Source organism: Xylanibacter brevis P6B11, assembly GCF_000621825.1.
Classification (GTDB): domain Bacteria; phylum Bacteroidota; class Bacteroidia; order Bacteroidales; family Bacteroidaceae; genus Prevotella; species Prevotella brevis.
On the sequence record NZ_JHXG01000013.1, the window covers coordinates 86,714 to 109,831 of the forward strand.

Here is a 23,118-nt window from a genome sequence, read left to right on the forward strand (position 1 = left end):
TCCATTTTTTTGTTGAAATTTGAACCTAAACAAACAATTATTGAAAGAAATTACTTAAATTTGTTGGCGAAAAGGATAAAAACAAAGCTGCAATACAAAAGCTACGATAACACAAGTGTTCTAAGATGAACAATTAATGGTATAATACAAAAAAGACTATGAAGAGCTTTAAATCAAATGCGTGGCTACTGCCACAGCCAGTAATGGTTATCGGAACGTATGATCAAGAAGGCAAACCCAATGCCATGAATGCGGCATGGGGCGGCCAATGGGATATGAAGGAAATCATCATCTCGCTTGGTTCACATCAGACGACAGATAATCTGGCCAAGAATCCCGAGTTCACCGTGACTTTTGCTACTGCTGAGACGATGATGGCCTCCGACTATGTAGGCATCGTGAGCGGCAGGAACACACCCGACAAGATGGAAAGAACGGGATGGACCATCGAGAAGGCGCCCAACATCAACGCACCTATTTTCAAAGAGTTTCCGATGACACTGGAATGCCGCGTGAAGCAGAAGATTGACGAGAGCGAGACGGGCTGCTACCTCATTGCAGAAATCGTGAACATCCTCTGCGACGAGAGGTATCTGGCTGAAGATGGCAAGCCCGATGTTGCAAAGATGGGACTGATCACCCTCGACCCCGTTCATCACACCTACATCCAACTGGGTGAGACCGTTGGCAAGGCTTTTGCCGATGGCAAACAACTGAAATAGAATTAATTACTAAAAAAAAGATTTTAAAATATGCTTGGAAATTTTTCTTATTACAATCCCACCAAACTTTATTTTGGTGATGAATCCCTGAACTTCCTCAAGGACGAACTGAAAGGATATGGCCCCGTGGTGCTGCTGAACTATGGCAGCGGTAGCGTGAAGCGCAATGGTATCTACGATCAGGTGGTGGCTATACTGAAAGAAGCTGGCAAGACCATCATTGAGAACCCCGGTGTGATGACCAATCCCACATTAGAGAAACTGCATGAGGGCGTGAATATTGCCCGCGAGAATGAGGTGGACCTGATTATCGCTCTGGGCGGTGGCAGCGTGTGCGACTATTCGAAAGCAGTGGCAGCATCTGTCTATTACGAGGGCGACTATTGGGACCAGTTCTGGCTGAAGCAGCAGAACCCTGCTAAGGATCAGCGACTGCTGCCCGTGGGCTGCATCCTGACGATGGCTGGCACTGGTTCGGAGATGAATGCCGGCACGGTGATTACTGATGCTGAGCACACATTCAAGGTGGGCCACGTGTTCGACAGCCGACTGATGCCTAAGTTCTCTATTCTCAACCCTAAGTTCACCATGACTGTGCCCGAGAACCAGATGAAGGCTGGCATATACGACATCATGAACCACATCATGGAGCAATACTTCTCGGACTTCGACGACAACACCAGCGACTACCTCTCTGAGGGACTGATGCGCTCACTGATACAGAGCAGCCGCATCGCTGTCAAGAACCCACAGGACTACGAGGCACGCTCTAACATCATGTGGACAGCCACATGGGCACTGAACACCCTCATCGGACTGGGCAAGAAGGAAGACTGGATGGTACACATGATTGGTCACAGCGTGGGTGCCTGGACGCACGCCCCTCACGGCTATGCACTGGCTTCTGTATCGATGGCCTACTATCGTCGCGCCATGCAGAACGGACTGCCTAAGTTTGTGCGTTTCGCCAAGAACGTATGGAATATCAGTGGCGAAGGAATGACCGACGAGCAGATTGCCGAAGCAGGTCTGCAGGCCCTGAAGGCATGGATGCTGGAGATTGGTCTGCCGCTGACCATCAGCGAACTGGGTGCCACTGCCGAAATGATTCCTGGCATCACCGAGACTACCGTGGTCTATCCCGCAGGTTACCTGAATCTGACGAAGGGCGACATCACGGAGATTCTGAAGGAGAGCATGTAATATTCATTGCATGCTTTGAGTAATTGACAAAATACAGATGAAAACGGAAATAAATCCAAACGAGACAAGCAGGCGCAACGCATTCAACTGGTGGATATCATCAACGCAGCCAATGGTGACCGTCGTTAAGACGTTCAACGTAGGCAAACTACGCAAGGCGAGCAAACGCATGGACATCAAGTTTAACACGTTGCTGTGTTGGTGCATCGGTAAAGCTGCCAGCACGATAGATGAGTTCTACCTTTTGCCAGAAAACGGCAAGATGTACCGATACGACAAGTTAGCTATTAACGTGATAGTGATAGACAAAAAAGGCGGCATCAGCATGTGTGACATCCCCTACTCCGATAACATTCGGACGTTTGATGCCGACTACCAACGTCTCACTGCACTTGCTATAGATAAGTGCGAAATACTGTCGCTAGATGGCTACATGGTAATAGGCACTTCGGCACTGCCTCACACCGAATTGGACATCATCGTGAACCAATACTCAGGTACGCTGAATAATCCCTTTGCAGTTTGGGGAAGGTATCGCAGAAGTCTGTTCAAGACCACGCTGCCCATCAGTTTTCAGTTCCACCACGCACAGATGGACGGCTTGCACGCCTGTCGCTTCCTGAACAATCTTCAGGCGGAAATCAATCGATTATAGATAAAAGTACGTTTTCGATGTAACAACAAAGCAGGACTTATCTTTTTAGTCCTGCTTTTTTATGGCGCGTCATTTGCGCTACATTCTTTTGATTGCTGGGAAAACAAAAACTCCGAAGCCCTTTGTTTATCGGAGTTTCGGAGTTTTACTGCGAGGTGCCTGGCGGATTCGAACCGCCGTAGACGGTTTTGCAGACCGTTGACTAAGCCACTCATCCAAGGCACCATTGTTTTTTTGCGAGTGCAAAGGTACTATATATTTTTGGGATTGCCAAATTTTTCTGCCACTTTTTTCTTGTCGCAGGCTTGTTTTCTATCAATTTTGTTCTTCAGGTCGCATCCAGGGCATCCATAACAGGGATTATTGCGTTCTAGAAACACCTGATAGATGCGCCATAAAGCATACGCCAAAGCAGCAATCAAGATGATAAAAACCAAAGCTGTTTGCATATAAATAATATAGTTCGCGTACCTTTTAATAATTATTATATGATTTTATGGAAGAAAGCACTGATGGCATTCATCATTCTGGTAGGATGCGAGGCATCCTCTATGCACGCTGGGTTCACCACAGCTCGAAGCCCACGAGAAACAATCTCCACATCGATGTCTGTTCCCATGATGGTGGGGTCGCCATCGTAGTGGACGGCTCCCTCCTTCTGACGATGGATATGAATCTTTCGGGCTTGGAAGGTCTTGATGCGAGAATTGTTTGGAAGCGTCTTTGCAAACATATCAAGTGCGATGCCTGGTGCCTCCAACATGCTGAACGGCTCCATGATAATCACATCCAGAAGTCCATCCTGCATCGAGGCGCCTGGAGCTATATAGGCATTGTTGCCATATTGGGCTGCGTTGGCACATGCGATCAAGAAAGCCTCATAGCTATGTGTGCCAGATTCGTCTGTTACGGTATAGACGTCTGGTTGGTATTTCAAGCCCTCTTTCAGCACATTCTCAACGTAGGTTGTCAGCCCGCGTTTGCCAGCCTCAGCAAACTTCAACGAGATGAAAGCATCAAAGCCCATGCCACAGGTACAAAAGAACGGATGTCCGCCCACCTTTCCATAGTCGAAGGCCTCGATATGTCCCTGATTGATAATCTCTAATGCCCCTTTCATATTCATCGGAATACGCATATGTCGAGCCAGTCCGTTGCCAGAACCACAAGGAATAATGCCCAACGCAGTGCTTTTCTCTGTCAGGGCGCTGGCCACCTCGTTCACTGTACCATCGCCACCTACAGCCACACAGATATCGACACCCCTGTCGGCACACTCACTGGCTATCTCGGAAGCATGCCCCGCACGCTCCGTCTTCACCAGCTTCCAGTCGTACCTGTCAGCATCAATCACAGAGGCAATCAGTTCCTCAAGTCCCTCTTTCGAACGCGTACCGGAAATTGGATTTACGATGAAAACTATCTGTTGTTTCTTATCTTGCATGTTTGCAAAATTACAAAAATAAGAGAGAATAAAAGGAGAAAAGATGATAAAAATCATGAAAAAGCACTTTTATTGAGAAAAAATGGCACGTTTTACAGAATTTTGTGTAACTTTGCAGCCTGTAAAAAGCAAATACCTATAAACAAGAATATGGGACAATTACAAGAAAGATACAAATCGTATCGCATACCTCAGGAGGCAATGGCAAAAGGAATCTATCCTTATTTCCGTGCCATCACTGGCAAACAGGGAACTGAGGTTGAGATGGGAGGCCACAAAGTTCTGATGTTTGGTTCTAATGCCTACACAGGTCTTACAGGTGACCAGCGCATTATAGACAAAGCTAAGGAAGCTTTGGAGAAATATGGTACAGGTTGTGCTGGAAGTCGTTTCCTCAATGGTACACTTGATATCCATATCCAGTTGGAGAAAGAGATTGCCAAGTTCATTGGCAAGGACGACTGTCTGTGCTTCTCTACCGGATTCAGCGTAAACCAGGGTGTCATCCCTGCCCTTCTGAGCAAGGACGATTACGTGATTTGTGACGATCGTGACCACGCCTCTATCGTTGACGGACGCCGTTTGGCTTTTGCCAAGCAGCTGCACTACAAGCACAATGATATGGAAGACCTGGAGCGCGTACTTCAGAAGCTGCCTCAGGAAGCTATTAAGCTCATCGTTGTTGATGGTGTATTCTCTATGGAGGGCGACCTCTGCAAACTGCCAGAGATTGTTAAGCTGAAGCACAAGTACAACTGCTCAATCATGGTTGACGAAGCACACGGTGTAGGCGTATTCGGACGTCAGGGTCGTGGCGTTTGCGACCACTTCGGACTGACCGACGAGGTTGACCTCATCATGGGTACCTTCTCTAAGTCGCTCGCCTCTATCGGTGGTTTCATCACAGCCGATGCCGACACCATCAACTGGTTGCGCCACACCTGTCGCACCTATATCTTCTCAGCCTCTAACACGCCTGCAGCTACAGCTGCCGCAATGGAAGCCCTGCACATCATCCAGAATGAACCCGAGCGTATTGAGAAGTTGTGGAAAGTGACTCGCTACGCCCTGAAGCGTTTCCGCGAGGAAGGTTTCGAGATTGGCGACACAGAGAGCCCCATCATCCCACTCTACGTGCGTGATGTTGACAAGACATTCCTTGTAACAGCTCTTGCCTTTAATGCTGGTGTATTTATCAATCCTGTGATACCTCCTGCATGTGCACCTCAGGACACGCTGGTTCGCTATGCTCTGATGGCTACACACACCGAAGAACAGGTAGAACAGTCGGTAATTGCACTGAAAAAGATCTTTGTTGAGCAAGGAATCATAAAATAATTGCGGAAAAATTTGCAAGGGTCACAAAAATTGTGTACCTTTGCACCCGCAAAAACGAGGTGTAGCGCAGTTGGTAGCGTTCCTGGTTTGGGACCAGGCTGTCGCAGGTTCGAGTCCTGTCACCTCGACAAAAGCAAAAAGAAAGCCGTTAACTTTCAAAGTTAGCGGCTTATTTTTTTATTCCTTCATCAGCAGGAACCAGTCGCGAAGAACACCTTTATACTGATCTTGAGAATCTGCCACCATCATCCATAGACCTGAAGCAATCTCACACATGCCTTCGACATTGGCAAATTTGCGCTTTGTCAGAGTCAGGCGTGTACGGATCTCTTTTACCAGATGCTTTTCAAGACAGGCAGAATCACCTGGATACACAGCATAAACACGCACTATAGACTTCGCTCCAATCTTCAGCCGAGGGACGTACACCTGGCGCTCTACCACCAGCAAGCGGCCATCGCTCAGGGCGCACAATTCAGAAACGCCATGAAGGTAAACCTTTCCCTGGGGATCGTCTGGCCGATAGAAATACTGTTTGGCTGGCAGAAGATTGTCTGCAAAACTCTGTATGCGCAACACGCTATCGCCCTTCAACGGATGTTCTGTAGTGGTGAAAAACAAATGTCTGACTCGGTCGTATGTCAGCGCCTCAAGACCATAGTTGCTTTCAGCTCTACGAAACACCTCTGGCAATGCCAAGCGCCGTCCTGTACGCTGTCCGTCTAACGTATACTCAAAGACCTCATTATCGCGTTCGCCAGAGATAAACAAAGAGTTTGACGACGGACAATAGCAAACGCCCTCCATATCACGATTAGGCAATCCGCTCTTTCTGAAGCCCCGATTCTCCACTTTACGAATTTTGCCACGAAGCGTGTCTATCTGCATCTTGAAAACAAAGAAGCCGTCCTCATCAGCCTTATCACTAACCACAGCATAACAGTCGTCGCCGATAGCACAAATGCCACTATAGTTTCCTGCCGGTATCTCGCGTGGAAACTTCTGGAATCTCTGAGAAAAAAGTGATAGCGGCACCATGAGTACCGCTATCATTACGAATCTTGTATTCAACATTATTTCTTGATGGGCTTAATAGCGAAGGTAAAGTCATAGTCCTTGTAAGGCAGACGATACTCGCTGCGGGGCCAAGCGCCCCATGAGTTGACACATCCCATGCCGAGCTGACGCTGCTGAATATGAACAGACGTCATACCCGATGGCACGAGATCACCACTGTGGCGTCCCCATGCCTTATCCTTCTGCTCACCGTCATCCAACTGGCCTGTGGTATAAGGCAGAGCCGAGGCCTCCATCGGAGCATTTGAGTAGAAACAGAGTCCCCTGCCCTCTTTGTTGAGCACCTGGAACCAGCGCACATCGGTGTGGTTGCCACTCTCCTGAGGACGCACATACTCGAAATATTCGTCCTGAACGTCGTTCAAATACATACCGATAAACTCTGAAGAATTACGGTCAATATAGTTCTCTACCGGACCACGACCATAATACATCACCTGAGCGTATTGCTGAGGCATCTGCAACTGCATACCGAAGCGGAACAGCTCTGATACCTTAGCGTCTTTCTCCGTAGAGAGCTGTTCGCGAACAACGACCTCGCCCTCTGCGGTCAGTGTATAGGTCATGGTGAGCTTAGCGTGCTGGTCCTTCATATCGAAGGTAGCCACTACAGTATTCTCGTCAACACGAACGTCCTGCAGTTTCATGTCGGGATGCTGCCAAGTGCGGAAGTTGCGCTGCAAACCTGCACCATAGTCATTATCTGTTGGCGCGCGCCAGAACTCAGGTGTCACACTCTCGCGGAACTGCAACATCTCTTTGCCATCTACAGTCAGATAGTCAATCCAGCCAGACCACTTGCCTACGTAGAGGTCGGTACCATTGGCCGATAGCTTCACGTAACTATTGGTTTCCTCCTTATCTACAGCTGCTTTCTTTGACTCGGCCGAAAGGTCAGGATACTGATAGCCGCTCACAATGAACTGCTGCTTTGCCATCACCTGTCCCTGCTTGATGAGAGGCTGAGAACGACGTGCACGGAAGTAGAAGTTGGCAGTCAGCTCACGGTTAGGATACTTCTTGGTAAATTCTGCAATCGCCTCTTTCAGTTGGGCTGATTCAATAACCTTGCGCTCCTGAGGAGCAATGTTCTTGAAGTCAGGGAACTGAGTCACGAGGTAGGCATTGTTAGTCTCACCATCAGGCAACAACAAGCAGACGAGGTCCAAGTCGTCGAGCGTCTTGAAGAAGTTCTCGTTGTAAACCTCAAACTTACCGTTCTTCAGGTCCACATCCTTCACCCACACGTTCTGATAGTAATATCCCACCTCATAGGCATGTGGATTCAGTCGGCGATCGGGAGCAATGATACCATTACAATTGAAGTTATAGTCAGAGGCAGGATACTTGCCGTAGTCACCACCATAAGTGAATATCTCACGACCCGTGACAGGGCTCTTGTCGCGCATACCCTGATCCACGAAGTCCCAGATATAGCCACCCTGATACTTGGCATATTTACGAATCAGGTCCCAATACTCTTTGAAACCACCCATCGAGTTGCCCATGGCATGTGCATACTCACACTGAATCAGTGGACGAGGATTGTCGCCCTGGGCATACTTCTCACATCCATCATAGTCGTAGTACATCGGACAGAAGATATCCGTCTTGCCATTCTGGCGTGCCTGCTCATACTGACAGGGACGTGTCTTGTCCTGCGCCTTCACCCAGTCGTAGGCCTTCTCGAAGTTAGGACCATAGCCAGCCTCGTTGCCCAGTGACCAGACGATGACAGAAGGGTGATTGATAAACGAGCACACATTGCCCTCCTGACGCTCTATGTGAGCCTTGGCAAAGTCAGGGTTCTTGGCCAGTGTCTTATCACCATAGCCCATGCCATGACTCTCCAGATTAGACTCAGCAGTCAGGTAGATACCATACTCATCACAGAGGTCATACCAGCGAGGATCATCAGGATAGTGACAAGTACGCACAGCATTGATGTTCAGCTGCTTCATGATCTTGATATCCTCTATCATTCTATCCACACTCACGATATAGCCGCCATCAGGATCCAGCTCATGACGATCGGCGCCCTTAATCAGGATGGGCTGTCCGTTCACCAGCAATTGTCCTCCCTTAATCTCAATACGGCGGAAACCGATGCGCTGCTTCACAACCTCCAGCACCTTTCCACCCTTCTTCAGAGTCACACAGAAATCATACAGGCGTGGTGTCTCTGCCGACCACGGCTCCACATCGTTATAGTTCAGGATGAAGTTCTCGTGCTGATAATAGGGCCATTTATGTCCATCGTGCTTGAAGATGGTTTCGCCATTAGGCTTCTGCAGCGTCACCTCCAGGTTGACACCCGATGGGTTGGCCACATCAATCGTATAGTCAATGGCGCCCAACTTCTTCTCACTGTCCCAGTCGCCATTCACCACGAGATTCTTGATATGCACCTTAGGACGTGCATAGAGATACACCTCGCGGGCTATACCTGTGAAGCGCCAGAAGTCCTGATCCTCCAGATATGATCCATCACACCAGCGCATCACCTGCATGGCTATCAGGTTCTTGCCTTTTTTCAGATATTTGGTGATGTTAAACTCAGCTGCCACCTTGGCATCCTCGCTATAGCCCACATACTTGCCGTTGACCCAAAGCGAAAGGTTGCTCGTGGCCGAGCCTACATGGAAGAACACCTCTTGTCCGTTCCAGTCCTGTGGCAGCACGAACTCACGGCGATAAGAGCCCGTATAGTTGTTGGTCTCCGAGATATAGGGCGGATTACTCTCGAAGGTGGTAGCCCACGAGTAGCCCGTATTCTTGTAGATCTTGTCGCCATAACCCTCCAGCTCAAAGAGTCCTGGCACGGGAAAATCCACCCACTCCGAGTCGTCATACTGCAGCGAATAGAAATTCTTGGGGGCCTGGTTATGGTCTTTCACAAAGTTGAATCGCCACTTGCCTTCCATCGACAAATAGCGCGAAGACTTCGACTTATCATTCTGCCTTGCCAGCTCTGTACTCTCGAAGGCGAAGAATGCGGCACGTCGTGCTTCACGATTCACTTGGTTCACCTGCGGATCCATCCAGACAGGGCTCTTTACTTTGGCCGCATGTGAGCCTATCGCTGTCATGCAGACCATTGACATTACAATTTGTTTCAGCATTATATTTAATAATTAGGTTTTATGCTGCAAAAATACGAAAAATAAACAGAAATTCGGTAACAATTAGAACTTTTCAACCTTTTTTTAGTACCTTTGCCCACATGAAACGAGAAGAGCGTTACAGACAAGTGCTTGATTACTTCCGAAAAGAGATGCCTGAAGTAAATACTGAGCTGGAGTTTGGCAGCATTTTTCAATTGTTGGTGGCTGTCATCCTGAGTGCTCAGTGCACCGATAAGCGCATCAACCAGGTAACGCCCGCCCTTTTCCACCAATATCCTGATGCTAAATCCATGGCCAAGGCTGATGTTGACGACATCTACGAATACATTCGCAGTGTCAGCTACCCCAATGCCAAAGCACGCCATTTGGCGGCAATGGCACGCATGCTCGTCGAGAAGCATGATGGCGAAGTGCCGATGGACATGAACCAGCTGACAGCCCTCCCTGGGGTTGGCCGCAAGACGGCCAACGTCATTCAGGCCGTGGCTTTCGGCAAGTCAACGATGGCTGTCGATACCCATGTCTATCGCGTCAGTCATCGCTTAGGATTGGTCAGCAAAAGCGACAATACGCCCTATAAAGTAGAACTAAAGCTCACGAAACATATTCCACTGAGTGACATACCATTAGCCCACCACTGGCTGTTGCTCCACGGACGCTACGTTTGTACGTCGCGTTCACCTCATTGCAACAAATGTGGTCTCCACGATCTTTGTCCAAAACTTATAGAAGATTCGAGACTGGAACACTAAAGTTCCACTTTTTTTTATTTCATTTTTTAAAATCAATCATGTACAAACCCAATTTTAACAAGCGCGAGGTCATCGTCTTCCGCCAATTCCAGCGGAAGGGCTACTCCCTCTTTGCCTGTCTGGGACGCGTGGTTGTCATTGGCGTTCTCAGCGCTGCCACCCTTCAGTCGGCTACGGCCGCTACCGACGAGGTGAGCACCAAGACTGAGAAGACAGACAACACCGAGTCTGTTGACAAAGAGGCGACGCTCGAAGATGTCGAGGTCACTGGCTCACGCGCTCCGCTTGCCCTTGGACAGGCAGCAAGAATGGTCACTGTACTGAGCCGCGAGGAAATTCAGGCGGCGCCAGTACAAAGTATTAACGATTTACTGAAGATGGCTGTGGGCGTCGATGTTCGACAGCGAGGCCCCATCGGTGCCCAGACCGATGTCAGCATTCGTGGCGGCAGCTACGAGCAGATTGCCGTTCTGCTGAATGGCATCAACATCTGCGACGCCCAGACGGGTCACAATGCGTTCGATTTGCCCTGTGATGTGGCCGACATTCTGCGCATCGAGGTGCTCGAAGGCCCTGCTGCCCGCGTCTATGGCGCTTCGTCGCTGGTAGGCGCCATCAACATCGTCACCAGTCAGGCACCAGAAGCGTCCCTCGAACGGGATTACAACGGTCAGGTGCGACTGGAGGGCGGTTCCTTTGGCTATCTGTCGGCAGCAGGCCGCTATGCCCTAACGCCTCACGCCGACCAGCTCACATCTTCCCTCTCTGCCACCTATACGCGCAGTGATGGCTACCAACGCTCTGCTGCTGGCCACCTGAACAGCGACTACACGGGCGGCAAGGTGTTCTATCAGGGAGGCTACGCCGACCAGGCGATGCAGCTACAGTGGCACGCTGGTCTTAGCGCTAAAGGCTTCGGTTCCAACACGTTCTACAGTGGACGTTTCGACGAGCAGTATGAGCAGACGCTGAAGTTCTTCACAGCCATTCAGGGCGAGACATCGGGCCGTCTGCACCTGAAGCCTGCCATCTACTGGAATCGCGGCTACGACCGCTTCGAACTGATTCGCGGATCGGAAGACCTGGTTCCTTTCAACCATCATCGCACCGATGCTTTCGGCATCAACCTCAACTGCTACTTCGACTGGGCAGCAGGCCGCACGGCCTTTGGCGGTGAGTTTCGCAACGAAGACATTGTCAGTGGCAATCTGGGCGAGCCACTGAATGCACCTTTCCGCGATTATAAGTACGGCCTGAACCGCTCCAACCTCTCGTTCCACCTAGAGCACAACCTGCTGCTGAAGCGCTTCACGCTGTCGGCTGGTTTCATTGCCGTGAAAAACACCTGGAACGAGATGCCGTTCACCATTTATCCGGGCATCGATGCCAGCCTGCGACTGGGCAAAGGCTGGAAACTGTATGCCTCCTACAATGCCTCGCTACGCATGCCTTCGTTCACAGAACTATACTATAGCGTAGGCGGACATAAGGCCGATAAATATCTGAAGCCCGAGGAGCTGCAGGCCGTAGAGGGCGGAGTGAAATACAGTTCCTCGCTGCTCACGGCGCAAGCCAGCATCTATCACAACCACTGTCGCCAGATGATCGACTGGATTCTGGACCCCACCGAGGCCGAACCTGTGTGGCGTAGTGTCAACTATACGAAGGTCAATACGCTAGGCTTTGAGACCTCTGCCACGTTGCAGCTGCATAGGCTACTACCCCTGCCTGGTGCCACGCTGCAGGTAGCCTACAGCTACATAGACGAAGACAAGGTGGGACAGCACCAAATTGAGTCGCAATCCACACTTGAATACCTACGCCACAAACTAGTGGGCCAGTTACACATGCCCATCGTAGAGCGTTTGAGCCTCGACGTGAAATATCGTCTGCAGAAACGAGCTGGCAACTATACCACCAACGCAGGTATTGTAATACCCTACCACACCTATGACGTGGTGGATACGCGCCTATCATGGACTGCTCCCAGCTACACACTCTATGCCGAGGTCAACAACCTGTTTGGCAGTCACTGCGTGGACTTTGGCAACGTGCGCCAGCCGGGCCTATGGCTCACCATTGGCGCTAAGTATCGTTTCAACATCTAATTCACAGACTATGAACACGATACATACTCTACTGCTGACGGCAGCATCGGTGCTCTACGGCATCGGTGCTGCTGCCCAGCAGCTTCAGCCGGGCGACCTACTCTTCCACGTCAAAGAGAGCCCCACCGCCATTACGCAGGTGCGTGGCGACCTTATCGAGCATGTAGCCATCGCCCTTGGTACCGACAGTTTGATCGAGGCCACCCATCGGGGCGTGGTCATCACTTCTGTTGATTCGCTACCTGCCGACGGCCACTACCTCATAGGACGCATCACAGTTCCCTTCGACCTGCAGCGCTCATTGAACAACGCACGGAGTCTTCTGGGCCGTCCCTACGACTACCTGTTCCTACCCAACAACAAGGAGATTTACTGTTCTGAGCTTGTACAATTGTCGTTTGTGGACAGCCTCAACCAACTTATCTTCCGCCCCGTCCCCCTGTCGTTTCACGACGCCACAGGACGCATACTCGACCACTGGCAGCAGTACTATGCCGCACGTGGCATCGACGTACCCGAAGGACAGCCAGGCAGTCATCCCTCCGAACTGGCCAAGCGCTCCGTGGTGCGCATTATTGGACGAATGCGATAAAACGAAAGAGAATACTTTTGCCAACTCAGCTTTACATTATATATAATAGATTAGCAAAAAAGTATTAAATTATTCATTCTACCCTACAATTTGTCAGCTATTCTTAGTAACTTTGCTCTCGTTTTAACGAAAACGGGCCTATCCCGTTGCCCAAAAAGTCACAAAATATTTTTAAATTATAAACATTATGACTATCAACGAATTCAACTTTGCCGGTAAGAAGGCAATCGTACGTGTAGACTTCAACGTACCCCTCGATGAGAATGGAAAGATCACAGACGACACCCGTATCCGCGGTGCCCTGCCTACCCTGAAGAAGATTCTGGCTGACGGTGGTGCTACCATCATCATGAGCCACATGGGTAAGCCCAAAGGTAAGGTAGACGCAAAGAAGTCTCTGGGTCAGATCCGCGAGGCTGTTGAGAAGGCTCTGGGCGTTCCCGTTGCTTTCGCTCCCGACTGCGCTAAGGCTGCCGACGCTGCCAAGGCTCTGAAGATGGGCGAGGCTCTGCTGCTCGAAAACCTGCGTTTCTACCCCGAGGAAGAGGGTAAGCCTGTAGGTGTAGAGAAAGGTACTCCTGAGTACGACGAGGCTAAGAAGGCCATGAAGGCCAGCCAGAAGGAGTTTGCTAAGACTCTGGCTTCTTACGCTGACTGCTACGTAATGGACGCCTTCGGTACAGCTCACCGTAAGCACGCCTCTACTGCCGTTATCGCCGACTACTTCGATGCAGACAACAAGATGCTGGGTCTGCTGATGGAGAAAGAGGTGCAGGCTGTAGATGCTGTACTCTCTAACATCAAGCGTCCTTTCGTTGCCATCATGGGTGGTTCTAAGGTATCTTCTAAGATTGGTATCATCGAGAACCTGCTCGGTAAGGTTGATAAGCTCATCCTCTGTGGTGGTATGACCTACACCTTCGCTAAGGCTCACAATGGTGAGATTGGCGATTCAATCGTTGAGCTCGATAAGCTGGATGTAGCTCTGGGCGTAGAGGAGCTGGCTAAGAAGAACGGCGTAGAGCTGGTTTTGGGCAGCGACTGCACCGCTACCAACGGTCTCGACTTCGGCACCATGACTGTGAAGGAAGGTGCAGAGATCATCACCTGCCCTGCCAACAAGGTTCCCGCTGGTTTCGAGGGTGTTGACGCAGGTCCTGAGAGCCAGAAGGCATTTGCCGAGGCTATCAAGGGTGCTAAGACCATCCTGTGGAACGGTCCTGCCGGTGTATTCGAGTGCGACGCCTTCACCGCTGGTTCACGTGCCATCGGCGACGCTATCGCTGAAGCTACCAAGAACGGTGCCTTCTCTCTGATTGGTGGTGGTGACTCTGTAGCTTGTGTCAACAAGTTCGGTCTGGCCGATCAGGTATCTTACATCTCTACTGGTGGTGGTGCTCTTCTCGAGGCCATCGAGGGTAAGGTTCTTCCCGGTGTAGCTGCAATCAAAGGCGAATAAGATACTGTCCCCTTAGGGCAATTTCTTAATTTTTTCATAAGAATGCCGTCCAGGGCCATAAACCTTGGGCGGCTTTTTTCTTCTTCTTCAAAACATAAAAACCTTAGACTGATGAAACTTTTACGACTTTTCCTATTCACATTACTATTGTCGGCCACCACGCTCGCCCATGCCTACGAGTTTATATATGGTGACGACACCCGCACAGGCACCCTTTTTGCCAAAAACCCCGTCATCGATGCCGACGTGCCCGACCCTTCCGTCATCCGCGTAGGCGACACCTACTATGCTGCTGCCACCTCAGGCAACAAGGCACAGGCCTACCCCCGTTTCCGTTCCAAGGACCTGCAGACGTGGGAACCCATGGGCTACATCTTCGAAGAGTGGCCATCATGGACCAGTGGCAGCTTCTGGGCACCCGAGCTCTTCGACCTCTCAGGTCGCACCATGTGCTACTACACAGCCCGTCAGAAAAGCGACGGTACCAGCTGCATCGGCGTAGCGATGGCGGAAGGTCCTGAGGGTAAGTTCAAGGACTACGGTCCACTCATCCGAACCACCAACGAAGCCATCGACGCCTACGTCTTCCGCGACGGCACCCAGCTCTACATCTCATGGAAGGCCTATGGTCTCGACCCCAGCCATCGTCCCATAGAGTTGCTCTGCCAGCGACTCAGCGACGACGGTCTCCACCTGCAGGGCGAGCCCTTCACCCTTCTGCGCGACGACGAGCGCCAGGGCATGGAAGGCCAATGTATCTTCCGTCAGGGCGACTGGTGGTACATCCTCTACTCCATCCGCGACTGCTGTTCGCCTCAGAGCGACTATGCCGTCAGCGTAGCCCGCAGCCACAGTCTGCAAGGACCGTGGGAGAAATACGAGCACAACCCCATCCTCGAGGGCGATGGCCGCATCATGCAGAGCTGTGGTCACGGCACCATGACCCGCACCCCCGATGGTCGCATGTACTACCTCTGCCACGCCTACTACAAAGGTCGCTACAAGGAAGGTCGCAAGGCCGTCCTCTTCCCCTTAGAGATAACCCCCGACGGGTGGGTGAAAAAGAAATAGAAGCAATTACCTTTATTAATCAACCATTCAAATAACATGACAAATAGATTCATACAACTGTTATTTAGTGTCGTCTTGTTTTTAAACGTGAACTCAATAAGTGCTCAGTGTGCTTATTGCAACACCTATGAGGACTTCATGAATGACAAATGGATTCCGTTAGACACTTTGATAAATGAAAAGCCCAGTAATAATCCAAAATCATTGTGGAACGGTAATCGTCACACGTTTACCACAGGCAATAAAGCCTCAGATAAGATACTTAAGAAAAAAGCCTTTATCGTTAAGAAGAATGACACTCTTTATGTTAATTGTCGCAAACTAATTTATTCTGACGTACATTTTGGGAACGGCTATACCCCAACCAAGAGAATAGGAAAGCATAGTATGCTCTTTGTGAATAAAATGAACCTTGGCAAAATAAAAGGAGATATTGTAGCCATGGGGATAATGTTTGGAGCCGTCGGTGGTGCTGCCATTGCTGCTGCAACAAGTAGTAAGTCTGTTAGACAAGTATGCTACGTCATTTCTTCTGGCGAAAATCGCAATGGTTTTATTAATGCACGTATGCTAAACGATGAGATGATGGATATATTCATGGCAGACCGTGAAGACCTAAAAAAGGAATTCTACTCTGAAAAAAACAAAAGTAAACGTCTATTAGCCTCTTATGTAATACCTATTCTTGAAAAAGCAGGTCTTTTATGGACCTCGACCTACAAGTGATCAAGGGACTATCCCCTAATTAAAGTAAAGAAGGGAGCAATGAAGGAAAACTGTCAGACACGACGCATGTATGGGCACGACTATGCCATACCAGGGACATACGAGGTGACTATGGTTGTTGCAGATAGACTGCCTGTCTTTGGCAAGCTTGTTGGAAGCACTAAGTATGAAGGCGAAGCACCCCACCTCAAACCTTCGCCCCTTGGTCTGGCGGTGCTTAACAATGAGATTCCGAAAATACACCACTACTACCCGATGGTTGCCATTTGGCAGGTATGTCTAATGCCTGACCATCTACACATGATTGTGCGTATCAACGCGCCGTTGCCAGAAGGCAAGCACCTCGGCATTATCATCGGCGCATTCAAAGGCGGGGTCAGCCGTGCTTGGTGGCAATTGACAGGAATGGCAGAGGCTAACGCCTCAGCCACAGTGGTGAAAGGTGAGACGGGCACCACGATGGCAAGAAGTGCTTCAACAGTCACCGTGTCTGGGGCGTCAGCCTCAGAGAAGCGCCCATCCCTTTTTGAGCCTAACTACAACGACCATATCCTTATGCGCGACGGACAACTGGAGAACTGGAAGCACTACCTGCGCGACAACCCACGCCGCCTCATGATGCGTCGCGAATATCCGAATCTGTTTCAGCACGCCCTTTGTATCGCCATTGACGGCATTCGTTACAGCGCCTTCGGTAATATGCTTTTGCTTCGCCAACCCGAGAAACATCAGGTTTTCTTCCATCGCAAAACAGATGACGTACCCACAGAACAAACCACTTTTTGGAAGGAAGAACGCGAACGGCTCATATCGTCAGCAAGGAGTGGCGATGTACTTGTCACCCCTGGTATCTCTGAATGTGAGAAGCGCATAAAGAACATAGCTTTGCAACAAGGGCTTCGCCTAATACACGTACAATCTGAGCCTATTGGCAAATTCTGGAAACCTGAACGAAGTCGTTTCGAAGCTTGCGCTTCAGGGACGCTACTTATCATGGCTCCATGGCCCGAGGACTTACCCTCCTTCGCAAGTGACTACGAACGCTTCCATTACCTCAATCGTCTGGCGGAAGCTGTTTGTGCCGTTGGGCATACAACAAGCATGGCGATGAGTCAGTCAGCAATCAAAAACTGAATACCGCTTATCGTTCGAGCGATATGCCCTCGGCGGTTACAACGAGATTTGCATAGCACTTAGAGGCCTTGTAGAGGAAGTGTAATTCAAGAGCACTTTGTTCCAGTTCCAGTTGTTCCAATTAAAATTTGAGGGACAAAAACCCTTATTATATATTCATAACTAATTAATATATAGATAGTTATATATAGAAATAGGGGTAACAGAACAACCAAAAACAAAACTGGAACAACTGGAACTGGAACACAAGGCCACATTAGCAACCATTTATTTTTATCTAAAAAGCTAATAATCAACGAGATACGATATCAGCAAATCAAAGGCACCTGAGATATCTAACTCAGGAAAGGGCACAAAATGTATCAAATTACTGTTCTAAAAAGCCGAAAAAGACATGTTTTACCCCCCCTGTTCCGATGCTTTCCCTGTACTTGGCACGCATATTAGTGCTTCGCAATTTTAGTACCTAGACCTCAGTTGGAAGCATCATGGTCCAGTTATAACAGGCAACTCGTACGAAAACGAGCACTTTAACCTCCAAATAGAGGCACTATAAGTTACAAAAAGTGGCACTATTACAAACTGATAAGAACAAAAATCCCCTCCTGAAAAAGGAGGGGAACTTTTTATTAGATTTGTGATAAAACAATCACTCTGACTTATGTTTCCTTGACAGATATTCTATCGCCAACACCGGCCATAGGGGCACTTTACGGATGTTTGTTCTTACAGCGGGAATATCGCACAACAAGAAGATGGATGCCAGGAGCAGGGCAAACCATATGACGTAGCCATACACCTGCTTGATGGCTACAAGCATCATGGAGTGCAGATAGCTGTCGCCCATGAAGGCTCCTAAATCAAATTGCGAGAGGTCGAGGTTGGTGAGTGTCAGCTGGCGACCGTAGTGCATCATGTCCTCATTCAGGAAATGTGAGAAGATGGTGGTATAGAAACCATAACCCATGGCACCGCCCAGATACATGTGCGGAATGTTGAACACGAACAAGCCCATGAAGAACATCTCAAGACTGGGCACCGACTCGTCTAAGGCCCACATCAGGGTTGGGGCAAGCACACCATAACCAAAGCCGCGCAGCATGATGGCCAGCCGGTATTGCTCGATGTTCACACTCATACCCACCGTGGTGTACATAAGCAAGGCGTATGCAAAGATAGACAGAAAACTGATGCCTATCAGTTTCCACACCTTCCACTTCTGAACCTTCAGCCAGTAGAGGTCAAGTGCTATACCCAGAAACATGCCAGGCAATGCCCACATATACTGACTTTCCTTAGTCAGTTCTTCCAGTCCGATGACCTCTGTGTAGAGTATCTCCTCCAGTGTATGCTCAGCACCGAAAGCCAACTCTGCCAATATAGTTACGATGAGAATGGGTACCACGTTGCGGCATTTCAACAGTCGGAGTTCTACGTATGGATAGCGATTGTGAATCAGCCGGTAAAGGGTAAGTCCTGCAAAGAGGAGTGTAAAAGCTCCCGCCACTCTGATATGCTGGCTGGCCATCCACCTGTAATGATCTCCATAGACGAAGATATATGAGAACAGGAGCATCGTGACGCAGATGAGGAGTGCGCCCTGCCAGTCGGTACCCTTCAGCGAAAATCTGTTGGGCATAGGACAGAACGGACGACACAAGACCATCTGCGTGAGCAGCACGAACGACATGGTGCCTACGGTAAAAGCGTGCATCATCTGCCAAGTGAAATGGTGCCCCATCCAGGCTGCAAGCCATCCGCTGCCCTCGATGGCAGTAAGGAGTATGATGTGGAGCACGGGGAAGAAGACGGCGAAGTCGCGCCTTGGCGTTATCCACAGCTGGATGTTGCTCATGCACTCGAACGTGCCTTGAATCTTGGCAATACCTGCAATGAAACATGCCACAACGAGTACTGGCATCGAGTGGCTATGCATCGTGATAACGTTGCAGATGCCCATCACGATGGCCGAGGTGCACAGCAGCTGCTGATTGGTGAAGCGGAACTTCATCCTGAACAGCATCGGGAACCACATGGCCATACCTGCAAGCGTGGCATAGAGCAGGAACATCACATCCTCTATCATGAAGTTGGTGGTGCCGCGAATCTCATCGAGGGCACCCAGATACATACCTCCAGAGAACTGGAAGCACAGAGCCGTCAAGACGTAAATCCAGGGCTGCAACTGGCGAGGCACCCACCCTTTCATCATCGGCATACAGAAAGGCATGCCAGCAGGTGGTGACGGTGCCTTCATCAAAAATTCAGTCAGTTTTCCCATTACTCTTCTACCTTACAAACCACGTTATAACCACCATGCAACTTCTGCAGTTCATCGCAGGCATCAATCCGCACGCGTACCGTCATACGCTGCTCCACTTTGACGAAATTGCCTATGGCATTGTCGATAGGAATCAGCGAGAACGCACTTCCTGTGGCATCGCTGATACGCTCTACCACCCCTGTATATTCCACATCGGGAACGGCATCGGCAGCAAAGCGCACTTTATCGCCCACCTTGATATGCGGCATCTGCGACTCCTGATAGTTGGCCTCCACCCATTTCTCATGCTTATCGACGATGCTCACCATGGTCTGACCGGGGTTGACCAACTGTCCCACATGAATATCCTTGCTGCCCACCACACCATCGCAAGTGGCAATGATATAGCAATACGAGAGGTTCAGCCGGGCAATCTCCACCTGCGCACGTGCCAGCTCTATGGCTGCCTCTGAGGCTGAGAGATGATATCCCTGCTCTGCCACAACGGCCGTCTGCGTGTTGCGCGAGCGGAGCGCCTGCTCATATCCTGCCTTAGCACTCAGATAACCCGTATGGACATTGTCATACTGCTGTTGTGTAACGGCATCCTGCTCCAGCAGTTTCTGAAAACGGGCATCCTCCCTCTTGGCATTCTCCATCTGCACACGAGCGGCTTCGATGCCTGCTTCGGTCACGCTGATACTGGTCTTGGTGGTATGGATGCTGCTTGCTGTGCCCTGCGACCCGTGCTCGGCACGGGTAAGGTCTGCCTCTGCCTGCGCCAAGCGAAGACGAAACTCGGCATCTTCAATGACAACAAGTGTATCGCCTTTCTTCACCTCCTGAAATTCGGTAAAGCGCACCTCACGTATAAAGCCCTGCACGCGACAGTTCTGGGGCACGATATTCTGGCACACACGAGCATTGTCTGTAACCTCGCCACCTCCGAAATGCATAAACTGGCTGGCAGCATAAACGGCACCACATACGATGCAGAGTATTACTATTGTATTATAAATATAAGTTGTAATCTTATTCTTTTCCATTTTGCTAAAGTGTATTTGTTATATATTTAAGTTTGAAATAGTTATAAAGCATGTTGATACGTGCATTCACCAAAGCCATATCGGCAGAAAGCTTCATGTTTGAGGCATCAAGCATATCGGTAAGCAAAGCCAAGTCGTTGTCATAGCGGTTCTTTACCACCACATAGTTCTGATCTGCCAGTTCCACCTGTTTTTCTTGCGTGGTAACCTCCACAGAGCTGGTCAACAAGTTTGTATAGCTTGCCTGTACCCCATTCCCAATGCCTTCGTGTGCTAACTTTACACGCTCAAGCGCCTGGATATTTTCATGCTTCGCCTTCCGGATAGCATGCTTGTTCTTCCATAGACTTGACAGATTGTATTTCACGCCAATGCCTACAAACCACACGTTGATGTTAGCATCTTTTGGAATCAGATCGGAGGTGTATGGGCCAAACAGATTGTTTTCTGCCACCACAGCCACTGAGGGTCGCGATGCGGCACGCGTATTTTTTATCTTCTGTTCCGTTATTTCTGTGGCGAGTGAAGCCTGGCGAATATCTATATTTTTTTCTGCAGCTATCTGTTGCCACGACTCTTCGGAAGTGAGTGCCTTGAGCTCTAGCTCCTCCTTTTCAAGCGATTGTGTATCCACTTCTAGATTCTCTCCCTCAGGCAGGTGGATAGCTGTACTCAACTGATAACGAATAATCTCTTTTGCATCATTAAGTTGTGTCTTTGTCAGCAGAAGACTCTGCAGTTGTAGTTCGTATCGCGTCAGGTCATTTTTCAACACAGTTCCCTGTTCACGGCGCGCTTTCATTTGTTCTATCACCTTTTCTGTCAGTTCTATGTTCTTCGCTATAACCAGCAATTGGTTCTGCAGTTTGCAGAGATCTAGGAAATAGCCAGCAATCAAGAAACGCACCTCCTGACGATTCTTCTCCACATCAAGTTCCGCCAATTGGCGACCCAGTTTTGCCATTTCAATGCCTGAGTGGATGGCACCACCTGCATAGATTACCTGACAGGCCTGGGCCGTGAAACTGTTGCCCCAATGCGGTGTGGGCTGCTTGCCATTCTGCACCTGCTGAGGACCTAATCCTGGAACGATATACTCTGTAATGCCACTGGCAGAAAAGTCTCGTGACATCAGGAATGCATTGCCCGTGTAAGAGCCCTGCAGATTGAATTCAACACTTGGCAGCATGGCTGATTTAGCCGATACAACCCCTTCTTCTGCAGCCTTCAATGCAGCTTCGCTCACCTTGATTCGCTGATTCTGTTGGTCAGCCAGGTCGAAAAGCGACTGAAGGCTCATTCTGTGCTGCGCATACGTAGGTACACAGCAACCTACTCCAACTATCATAGAGAAAGTCAGAGCACAAAAATACTTGTGTTTACTCATTAATAAAAAACTTATACTCTTAAATTTCATTACTCGTACTAAAGAATTCCTTCCCTCGGAAATACGAATAATGAACCATCAAGGTTCGGACAAACTTCCCGTTTGCCACAATGCGCTACAAACCTCACTGATTAGGGAACAAATCTAGAGAAGAATTTCGAGCACTATTAATTACGAAATCCCAAAAACCGGTGCAAAGGTACAAAAAAACGAGCGAAGAACAAAGCAAACTCGTTTGTTTTTTCTTCCGAGTGCCAAGTAAATTCGACATCAAAGATGTCAAAGGTACGAAAAAAACAGCAAAAACGAGAACTTTTTTAAAACAAAATACAAAGAACGGGCAACATCACGTAAGGCTGTTGCTAAGCAAACAAACGTTGAATATAACCATCGTTTCGTACGTTCGTATTTCGTACGTTCGTACGTTTTGGTATATTTTTACTTTCCACGATAAGAAGGGAAAGAAAGCTATAAGGCATTATAAATTTATATATTATATATAATATTATAATATTATATATAATATATAAATTTATGTTCATTGAAAAACATCAAAACGTACGAACGTACGAAATACGAAAATACGTTTTGATGTAAATTCCCGTGTCTTTTCCATACAGAATACCCGATATATATTTTTCTGTATTTTACCCCTAAAAAATACCCTCGAAAAATGGTGGTTTGTTGCCGGTATATTTGCACACCTCGCATTTATTTAGTACCTTTGCGATACATTTGAGGAACGGAGGATGGAGGCGCCAAACGGAGCGTTTAATGCCGGCAAACGGGACGAATGGGGCCACCAAACGAAATCCTCGGCAAAATCACAATTAACTTTAACCATTTAATACCTTAACACTATGCCTGTACTTTACAAAACTTATGTCAACCAGATGAGAAACTCTAAGATGTTCGGCAAGGTCTATGCCCGCATCGTATCGCTGAAGACCATGACCTACCCTGAGCTGTGCAAGCACATGGCGGAACACAACTCGGTGTATGGCACCGATGTCTGC

17 protein-coding genes and 2 tRNA genes are annotated in these 23,118 nt (G+C 49.1%); 12 read left to right on the forward strand and 7 right to left on the reverse strand.

The genetic code is table 11. The features are described 5' to 3' along the window. The first annotated feature begins 158 nt into the window (after positions 1–158). From T496_RS0108755 to T496_RS0108765, 3 genes are read left to right on the forward strand one after another with little or no spacing between them, the layout of a single operon-like run. Positions 159–722 carry a flavin reductase family protein gene (locus T496_RS0108755; protein WP_027450424.1) on the forward strand — a complete coding sequence of 188 codons (564 nt, stop codon included), beginning with the start codon at positions 159–161 and terminating at the stop codon, positions 720–722. A 30-nt stretch (positions 723–752) separates the two neighbouring features. Further along, on the forward strand, positions 753–1,925 hold the full coding sequence (locus tag T496_RS0108760) for an iron-containing alcohol dehydrogenase (RefSeq protein WP_027450425.1): 1,173 nt from the start codon (positions 753–755) through the stop codon (positions 1,923–1,925). A gap of 37 nt (positions 1,926–1,962) precedes the next feature. Next, entirely contained in the window at positions 1,963–2,580 is a 618-nt protein-coding gene (locus T496_RS0108765; RefSeq protein WP_027450426.1) for a CatA-like O-acetyltransferase, family 2, read from the forward strand. Positions 2,581–2,733: 153 nt separating this feature from the next. On the opposite strand, the gene T496_RS0108770 is transcribed toward T496_RS0108765, so the two are convergent. Both T496_RS0108770 and T496_RS13780 read right to left on the reverse strand, forming a co-directional pair. After that, a tRNA-Cys gene (locus T496_RS0108770) sits at positions 2,734–2,805 on the reverse strand. 259 nt (positions 2,806–3,064) lie between these two features. Beyond that, on the reverse strand, positions 3,065–4,024 hold the full coding sequence (locus T496_RS13780) for a diacylglycerol/lipid kinase family protein (protein ID WP_081783599.1): 960 nt from the start codon (positions 4,022–4,024) through the stop codon (positions 3,065–3,067). 150 nt (positions 4,025–4,174) lie between these two features. On the opposite strand from T496_RS13780, the gene spt reads away from it, so the two are divergent. Both spt and T496_RS0108790 read left to right on the forward strand, forming a co-directional pair. Next, positions 4,175–5,362 carry a serine palmitoyltransferase gene (gene spt / locus T496_RS0108785; RefSeq protein ID WP_027450427.1) on the forward strand — a complete coding sequence of 396 codons (1,188 nt, stop codon included), beginning with the start codon at positions 4,175–4,177 and terminating at the stop codon, positions 5,360–5,362. Positions 5,363–5,417: 55 nt separating this feature from the next. After that, positions 5,418–5,490: transfer RNA gene (locus T496_RS0108790), tRNA-Pro, on the forward strand. A 49-nt stretch (positions 5,491–5,539) separates the two neighbouring features. Here T496_RS0108790 and T496_RS0108795 read toward each other — a convergent pair. Both T496_RS0108795 and T496_RS0108800 read right to left on the reverse strand, forming a co-directional pair. Further along, on the reverse strand, positions 5,540–6,436 hold the full coding sequence (locus tag T496_RS0108795; protein WP_052342148.1) for an esterase-like activity of phytase family protein: 897 nt from the start codon (positions 6,434–6,436) through the stop codon (positions 5,540–5,542). Beyond that, positions 6,436–9,561 carry a glycoside hydrolase family 2 TIM barrel-domain containing protein gene (locus T496_RS0108800; protein ID WP_027450429.1) on the reverse strand — a complete coding sequence of 1,042 codons (3,126 nt, stop codon included), beginning with the start codon at positions 9,559–9,561 and terminating at the stop codon, positions 6,436–6,438. Before T496_RS0108800 ends, T496_RS0108795 begins: the two co-directional genes overlap by 1 nt. A 101-nt stretch (positions 9,562–9,662) precedes the next feature. On the opposite strand from T496_RS0108800, the gene nth reads away from it, so the two are divergent. From nth to T496_RS0108835, 7 genes are all read left to right on the forward strand, one after another. Next, on the forward strand, positions 9,663–10,316 hold the full coding sequence (gene nth / locus T496_RS0108805; RefSeq protein WP_027450430.1) for an endonuclease III: 654 nt from the start codon (positions 9,663–9,665) through the stop codon (positions 10,314–10,316). A 38-nt stretch (positions 10,317–10,354) separates the two neighbouring features. Continuing rightward, the gene (locus T496_RS0108810) at positions 10,355–12,424 is read left to right on the forward strand and encodes a TonB-dependent receptor plug domain-containing protein (protein WP_027450431.1); all 2,070 of its coding nucleotides are present in this window, start codon (positions 10,355–10,357) and stop codon (positions 12,422–12,424) included. Positions 12,425–12,434: 10 nt separating this feature from the next. After that, the gene (locus tag T496_RS13785; RefSeq protein ID WP_052342149.1) at positions 12,435–13,016 is read left to right on the forward strand and encodes a YiiX/YebB-like N1pC/P60 family cysteine hydrolase; all 582 of its coding nucleotides are present in this window, start codon (positions 12,435–12,437) and stop codon (positions 13,014–13,016) included. 187 nt (positions 13,017–13,203) lie between these two features. After that, positions 13,204–14,475, forward strand: coding sequence for a phosphoglycerate kinase (locus tag T496_RS0108820; protein WP_027450432.1), 1,272 nt, complete (start codon positions 13,204–13,206; stop codon positions 14,473–14,475). Between the two features lie 111 nt (positions 14,476–14,586). Continuing rightward, positions 14,587–15,546, forward strand: coding sequence for a glycoside hydrolase family 43 protein (locus tag T496_RS13790; RefSeq protein ID WP_081778482.1), 960 nt, complete (start codon positions 14,587–14,589; stop codon positions 15,544–15,546). Positions 15,547–15,582: 36 nt separating this feature from the next. After that, positions 15,583–16,272: a DUF6563 family protein gene (locus T496_RS0108830; protein ID WP_027450433.1), complete on the forward strand. Its 690-nt coding sequence runs from the start codon at positions 15,583–15,585 to the stop codon at positions 16,270–16,272. A 39-nt stretch (positions 16,273–16,311) separates the two neighbouring features. Then, positions 16,312–17,406 (forward strand): transposase, encoded by a 1,095-nt coding sequence (locus tag T496_RS0108835; protein ID WP_155808793.1) that lies wholly within the window; start codon positions 16,312–16,314, stop codon positions 17,404–17,406. Between the two features lie 649 nt (positions 17,407–18,055). On the opposite strand, the gene T496_RS0108840 is transcribed toward T496_RS0108835, so the two are convergent. From T496_RS0108840 to T496_RS0108850, 3 genes are read right to left on the reverse strand one after another with little or no spacing between them, the layout of a single operon-like run. Further along, the gene (locus tag T496_RS0108840) at positions 18,056–19,687 is read right to left on the reverse strand and encodes a hypothetical protein (RefSeq protein ID WP_027450435.1); all 1,632 of its coding nucleotides are present in this window, start codon (positions 19,685–19,687) and stop codon (positions 18,056–18,058) included. Continuing rightward, positions 19,687–20,715 carry an HlyD family secretion protein gene (locus T496_RS0108845; protein ID WP_027450436.1) on the reverse strand — a complete coding sequence of 343 codons (1,029 nt, stop codon included), beginning with the start codon at positions 20,713–20,715 and terminating at the stop codon, positions 19,687–19,689. The genes T496_RS0108840 and T496_RS0108845 overlap by 1 nt, the downstream gene beginning before the upstream one ends. 4 nt (positions 20,716–20,719) lie before the next feature. Then, positions 20,720–22,063, reverse strand: coding sequence for a TolC family protein (locus T496_RS0108850; RefSeq protein ID WP_044110932.1), 1,344 nt, complete (start codon positions 22,061–22,063; stop codon positions 20,720–20,722). Between the last annotated feature and the right edge of the window lie 1,055 nt (positions 22,064–23,118).

Excerpts from the sequence above, each read along its gene's own strand:
- T496_RS13780 (WP_081783599.1), bottom strand. The coding sequence starts at position 4,024 with ATGCAAGATAAGAAACAACAGATAGTTTTCATCGTAAATCCAATTTCC.
- T496_RS0108755 (WP_027450424.1), top strand. The coding sequence starts at position 159 with ATGAAGAGCTTTAAATCAAATGCGTGGCTACTGCCACAGCCAGTAATG.
- T496_RS0108850 (WP_044110932.1), bottom strand. The coding sequence starts at position 22,063 with ATGATAGTTGGAGTAGGTTGCTGTGTACCTACGTATGCGCAGCACAGA.
- T496_RS0108800 (WP_027450429.1), bottom strand. The coding sequence starts at position 9,561 with ATGCTGAAACAAATTGTAATGTCAATGGTCTGCATGACAGCGATAGGC.
- spt (WP_027450427.1), top strand. The coding sequence starts at position 4,175 with ATGGGACAATTACAAGAAAGATACAAATCGTATCGCATACCTCAGGAG.
- T496_RS0108810 (WP_027450431.1), top strand. The coding sequence starts at position 10,355 with ATGTACAAACCCAATTTTAACAAGCGCGAGGTCATCGTCTTCCGCCAA.
- T496_RS13790 (WP_081778482.1), top strand. The coding sequence starts at position 14,587 with ATGAAACTTTTACGACTTTTCCTATTCACATTACTATTGTCGGCCACC.
- T496_RS0108820 (WP_027450432.1), top strand. The coding sequence starts at position 13,204 with ATGACTATCAACGAATTCAACTTTGCCGGTAAGAAGGCAATCGTACGT.
- T496_RS0108765 (WP_027450426.1), top strand. The coding sequence starts at position 1,963 with ATGAAAACGGAAATAAATCCAAACGAGACAAGCAGGCGCAACGCATTC.
- T496_RS0108830 (WP_027450433.1), top strand. The coding sequence starts at position 15,583 with ATGACAAATAGATTCATACAACTGTTATTTAGTGTCGTCTTGTTTTTA.
- T496_RS0108845 (WP_027450436.1), bottom strand. The coding sequence starts at position 20,715 with ATGGAAAAGAATAAGATTACAACTTATATTTATAATACAATAGTAATA.
- T496_RS0108760 (WP_027450425.1), top strand. The coding sequence starts at position 753 with ATGCTTGGAAATTTTTCTTATTACAATCCCACCAAACTTTATTTTGGT.
- T496_RS13785 (WP_052342149.1), top strand. The coding sequence starts at position 12,435 with ATGAACACGATACATACTCTACTGCTGACGGCAGCATCGGTGCTCTAC.
- T496_RS0108835 (WP_155808793.1), top strand. The coding sequence starts at position 16,312 with ATGAAGGAAAACTGTCAGACACGACGCATGTATGGGCACGACTATGCC.
- nth (WP_027450430.1), top strand. The coding sequence starts at position 9,663 with ATGAAACGAGAAGAGCGTTACAGACAAGTGCTTGATTACTTCCGAAAA.
- T496_RS0108795 (WP_052342148.1), bottom strand. The coding sequence starts at position 6,436 with ATGTTGAATACAAGATTCGTAATGATAGCGGTACTCATGGTGCCGCTA.
- T496_RS0108840 (WP_027450435.1), bottom strand. The coding sequence starts at position 19,687 with ATGGGAAAACTGACTGAATTTTTGATGAAGGCACCGTCACCACCTGCT.